This is a genomic window from Anaplasma marginale str. Florida (assembly GCF_000215485.1).
In the GTDB taxonomy this organism is placed as follows: Bacteria; Pseudomonadota; Alphaproteobacteria; order Rickettsiales; family Anaplasmataceae; genus Anaplasma; species Anaplasma marginale.
In genome coordinates, this window is sequence record NZ_AFMS01000039.1 from 1 (window position 1) to 5,317 (window position 5,317).

Here is a 5,317-nt window from a genome sequence, read left to right on the forward strand (position 1 = left end):
GATTGCAGGTTTTATCACGAAGTCACAAGGTATGTAATCAACGAGAAAATCGCTAAGCAATACACCAAGCACGGCAGTCCGAACCCTAACTTGATTCGGGCGTCTATGTCAAACCTGCAGTCTCACGTCAGATATATGGAGCATCTCATAAACACCAATGGGTGGCTTGCATCTCGTGAGTTTACCCTTGCAGACGTTGCACTGTCCGCGCACATCTCGTTACTAGACTACATGGGCATTTTCCCTTGGGACTTGAGCCCGACCCTTAAGGAGTGGTACTCTCTGATAAAGTCTAAGCCGTCATTCTCGCAGATTTTGGGGGATAGGATACCAGGTTTTTCGCCCCCAGTGCACTACGCACAGCTAGATTTCTGAGCCCAGCCGTGCATGGGTTCGTTATACATCACACCAGCGTGTCACGCAGCACCAATTTAGAGGCAATAGAGCTCGCCCAAAGCGGCGCTCCGGATGGTACGGTAATCATAGCTGATGAGCAAACCTCAGGCACTGGCAGGTACGGAAGGGAATGGCACTCTCCTAAAGGCAACTTGTACTGTAGCATAATTACCAGAAGGAGTGCGCAGGTGGCGGCTCTTTCTTTCTTATCGTCACTAGCGGTGGGAGTGACTTTGGAACAGGTTTTCGAGGCACACAATTGCAGCACAAAAAACGCTCTCATCCGATATAAATGGCCAAATGACGTAATGGTAGACGGAAAGAAAATCTCCGGGGTTTTGATCAAGACCAAAATGATCGGCGGCGAAATTGATTGGGCCGTGTGCGGTATAGGAGTGAACATGTACGCCCCTCCCCCATATGCGGCTTCGCTGCATGATTATATCCCGGAGCTGAAGCTATCGAACTTGGAACTCCTTGACCTAATGCTGCAAAATTTTGCCAAACTCCTAGATGTCCTCGAAACTATGGGGTTCGCACAGCTGCGAAGCCTGTGGATGCGCCGGGGTCACACCCCTGGAGACAAAATTCGCGTCATAACCAACAATAATATGATAATTGAAGGAAAGTTTGTGAACATAGATACCCATGGAGCAATGGTGCTTGAGTCAGACGGTGGGATCCCTACTGCCGTCGATTACGGAGAAATTCTGTGAGTATCACCACCTGGTAACGATTTAGTCATACTTTTCAAAAAAATGTACGCTGCTATCGTGCGCAGTAGCCGGCCATGAAGGCTGATTTGCTGCACAAACCCGCACACTGTTGTTGCGCGCTCTATGATATTGCTGTACACTACAGGAGATGGTTTGTGGCTAGCTTATGCTAGTGGTTGTGTGTGCGGTTGTTGAGGCTTTTTCCCGTAATTTTCCCTTCAGTGCCGCGTTTGCGCGCTCAGTTTAGTTAAGGTACCGCATGTGACGTAAGGCACGTGTACGGGTGCGGTGCATTGACAATATGCCACACATGTGGTACAATTCAGGGTTGGACTTATGGTGCTGAGTGTGTGGTTTTAGGTGCTAGATAGCACCGGAGCTTCGCCTAGCGACCGGCCCCCGATACGGGGGGGGGGGGAGTGGTCCGATCTTCGAGCCAGCAAACTAGCCATCACGAGCCGTGCCGAAAAGATTTATCGACGCAACAGAGACACATCTCATAGAGTTGCTCCAAACAACGATGAAGCAGCACAACCCTTGGACGGGGCTCAAGGGGAAGGCTGTGGGGCTACTGCGCGATATCACCATACCCAAGCCGCAAGATGCGCATAACCTGTCCGTATTTGTAACAGAAGATTTCCTCTCAAAGATCGCAGGAACCTATGAGCGCGAGCACGTCGGCGGCGCGTTCATGACCGTGTTATCCCTAGCAGATGAGGAAGTTAGAGAGCACTATCTGCGGCCAAATCGCTCGCAAACGTTCGCCCGAATGCTGATAGAGTTCAGGAATGCACTCAAAGCAGGACACATCGAGGGCTCCCTATCAGATCTCAGCACATTTACTGACTTTGTAGAAAAGATAGTTAATCAATCGGTTGGCGGCATAACGTACGAACAAGGCGTGGTCATCGATACCATGGATGACACCATCCCCAAAGAAGGTGACCCCACCCCCATGGAAAGGGCGCTTAATGATAAGAAAGGCGTCAAACTTAAGAAGAAAAAGGCGGAATCCCAAACTGCCGGTATGTATCTAGGGAGCGGCGGCAGTAGCGGCAACCGGGAAGACGCGGCAAAGTCAGCCGTGGAGATCTTGATTGGGAAAGATTATAGGCTCCTCTCGCCTGACTGGTTGATAATGCGGTCATTGGCTATAGCATATTTGCTCAAAAGAAAGGAGATGGGGCTGCCCGTAGAGGAGCGATGCCCCGATGAAGAAGACCTGGAGGCGATGTTCCACCAGGAAAGGAAGTGTGCGGCGCTACTTTACGGGTGCGTATTGCTCTCTACGTATGTGGAGGAAATCAGGCAAGAAGCAATTCGGGCATATGAGAAAGCCAACCCAAAGGTGTCGAAAATCCTGAAAATGTGTAAGAAGATATCCGAACACTCGGGAAAGGTTCTGGTTGCATACACATCTTTCATGGCAGCGTCACTCATTGCTACTTTGGCATCTGGAGGTGTAGGTCCAGCAGCAGTTTGCGGTGCAGCGCTTGGATACACCGCAGCTGCGGGCTCGTTGGCATTGAGCGCCCCTCAACTAGGGCTGCTGGCTGCACAGGGCGTGAAATCTTTGGGTAAAACACTTGGAATAACTGCTGCTGAGGGAGCAGCGGCAACGGCGGCGGCTGGAGCGGCAGTAGAATCCACAACGGCGGCGGCAACAGCAACAGCGGCAGAAGTAGCCCGGTTCACAAGCCCTGTAGCGTTACCTGCGACCATAATGCAAACGCTCATGATGTATATAACGTTCCCCAGAATCATGTTCTCTGGATATGAGGGTGAGTGGATTCGCAAATATACAGAGTCAGACGGCGGCAAAAAAGAGTTCAAACCACCAAGCATGTGGTCCCCCCTGGTTGCATCCATGGGGATAAAGCTGATGATGAACACAATGCTTGGGTTTACTCCCCACATAGAGTACAAGCCCCTTACTACCGCGTTGGGATGGAGCCTATATCGGCTATACCTGCCACTCTCACTGATTGAACAACCATCAAAGGTTCGTAATGCGTATGAGGTTGCTATAGCTGCAACTTCCAGGAAGGACGTCTCGAACTTTCCGTACAGCACTAAAACTACCATTTTGTGCTGTCTGGTCGGCCTTGCAGTCGAACTTGCGCTGCACGCCGCAGTTGGCACTATGCCGACAGCAGTATCACAGGCCTTAAACTTCCTTGTAAAAACAGCAAGGATTGGGGCGTGGATCGGGCCGATTATCCATGCAAGAAGGCATGGCAACCCGGTCTACACCAGAGAGTTTGAGCAAGTCTTCTGGACCGACGGTTTCAAGGCACTTACTGCCCCACCAATATTGTTATTGTTCGAAATCGCAAGCTCATCCCCAACGTTTAACACTGCAGTATTGGCTGGGGACATACTTATCTCAGTGATTCCGGACGTTATTTGCGGTAACAAGCTTGGAGCACTGAACGTTACCGCGGGCAAAATCGTCGCCCTAGAATCACTGATGAGAACCGCCCTTAGCCAAAAGTCGCTACTCGAGTTGAGTGTTGCAATGGCAGTGCAAGAAGAACCTTCTGCGGCTCAGGAGCATCTACAAACCTTACTAGAAAAACATTTTGGCAAGGATCAGTATAAAGACCTGGGGCTGGATATCAAACTGGACGAGGATGGAACCAGGAATCTGAGCCTAGAGGCAGAGCGCAAGTGGAGAGCGGTCATAGAGAATGCGGTATCGTCCGATGCAGAGGATGGGGAAGTAAACCTAAGCGCAGACCAGGTGCAAGATTTAATACGAGAATTGGCAGAAGTTTACAGTAAGTCTGATACTAATAAGGGTGCCAATAATTCAGACGAAGAAACAGTCTTGCGCGCACTAGAAGGACAGCACCCGTTCCTTGCAGTGCTCAGGGGCTCAGAGCTCACCAAGGAGCAGAAAGCAGCTATGAAGGCTTCGGCTGAGAAACTGAGCAAGCTTGATGCGGATACACAGAAGAGAATAAACAAAGCGCTGGATGATTTTGAGGAGGAGTACCATAACCGGCTCATAGCCACCATGACGGACAAGCAGCGCGAGATGTTGGCTCAAGCAGTAGACCAGCTGCTGGATAATATCAAGCTACCAGATGCACTGACCAGACAGCAGAAAAACGACTTGAAGAAGTCAGTAGAGAGTTTTAGGGACCGCGTTAGGGCTTGGGATGGTAAAAAGGACCCCTGGTACGGCGCAGCATCCGACCTTAATATGTCTGACCTTAATGAGATTTTGGAAGACCCAAAGCGTTACAATGAATTTCTAAACTTCTTTGGCACAGATGAAGCTGTCTTTGATCCGTTCGGCCCCTCAGCATTTGATGCGCAATTTACTGATGCAGGCGCGCCATCAAAATATAGTGAGTTTTTTGGCAAGGGGGAGAAACTAGTTGGCTCTTCCTCTACACAACAGCGTACAACCCCTAAACCAGCAGCTGGTAAGGCACAGCCTGCCAAAAACGCGCAAGCTGGCTCCAGCAGCAAGAAGTACGTTGAGGCTGAAGGGGAACTGATTACAGGAGGGGGCAAGGGCAAGGCCGCACCTGCTACTAAGCAACAGGCAAGCAACAGTGCTCCTAAGCCAGCAACAGTCTGGGAAGAACTGGTTAGGCAAATATTGGAACAAGATGACACCGAAAGGGAAGAAGCAATCGCCGCATTGCTGAAGGGAGAATCACCGCAACAATCCGCACAACGGGGTGAGAGTGCGCAGGAAGAATATGCTGCAGCTTATTCGGCACCGCCAGGGCAAGTGGGCGTAGCACCTAGCATGCAACAAGCTGCATATACTCCCGACAGTACCATAGCAGATGACGCCGATGACAAAGAAATAGCGGCCTTGTTTAAGGCGTTACTCAGCATGCCCAAAAAGCTGCAAGGGAGGAGTGATGACGAGATTCAAGAATACATGAACGCACTCTTCGGTGCGCCTCCTAAGAGTAGCGCGCAGCAGGGAGCAAGTAGCGCGCAAGGGGCGGCGGCGCAGACCCCATTGGCAAGTCACGGCGGGGACGTTGGTGGTGGCGGTGATGATATAGCAGTTATGAATAGTAGTGAGCTCCGAGATTTCTTCGGTGGCGCATCGAGCAAAAAAGCGGGAACAGTTTTTGAATACTCAGATTCACAGAAGCCCACACAGAAGAGTGGCACTGCTGGGTTGAGGCAGCCACAAACGATAACGAGTGCTGGTATTGACGAATACAATGAGG

3 protein-coding genes are annotated in these 5,317 nt (G+C 50.7%); all 3 read left to right on the top strand.

Translation table 11 applies throughout. The features are described from left to right. The coding region (locus tag GAC_RS01120; RefSeq protein WP_037349040.1) for a glutathione S-transferase family protein at positions 1 to 375 on the top strand (375 nt) is incomplete at its 5' end. A gap of 8 nt (positions 376 to 383) precedes the next feature. Next, on the top strand, positions 384 to 1,112 hold the full coding sequence (locus GAC_RS01125; protein ID WP_012658886.1) for a biotin--[acetyl-CoA-carboxylase] ligase: 729 nt from the start codon (positions 384 to 386) through the stop codon (positions 1,110 to 1,112). A 520-nt stretch (positions 1,113 to 1,632) separates the two neighbouring features. Then, a partial coding sequence (cpg1, locus tag GAC_RS05670) for a Cpg1 family polymorphic protein (RefSeq protein WP_141564192.1) occupies positions 1,633 to 5,317 on the top strand: 3,685 nt, incomplete at its 3' end.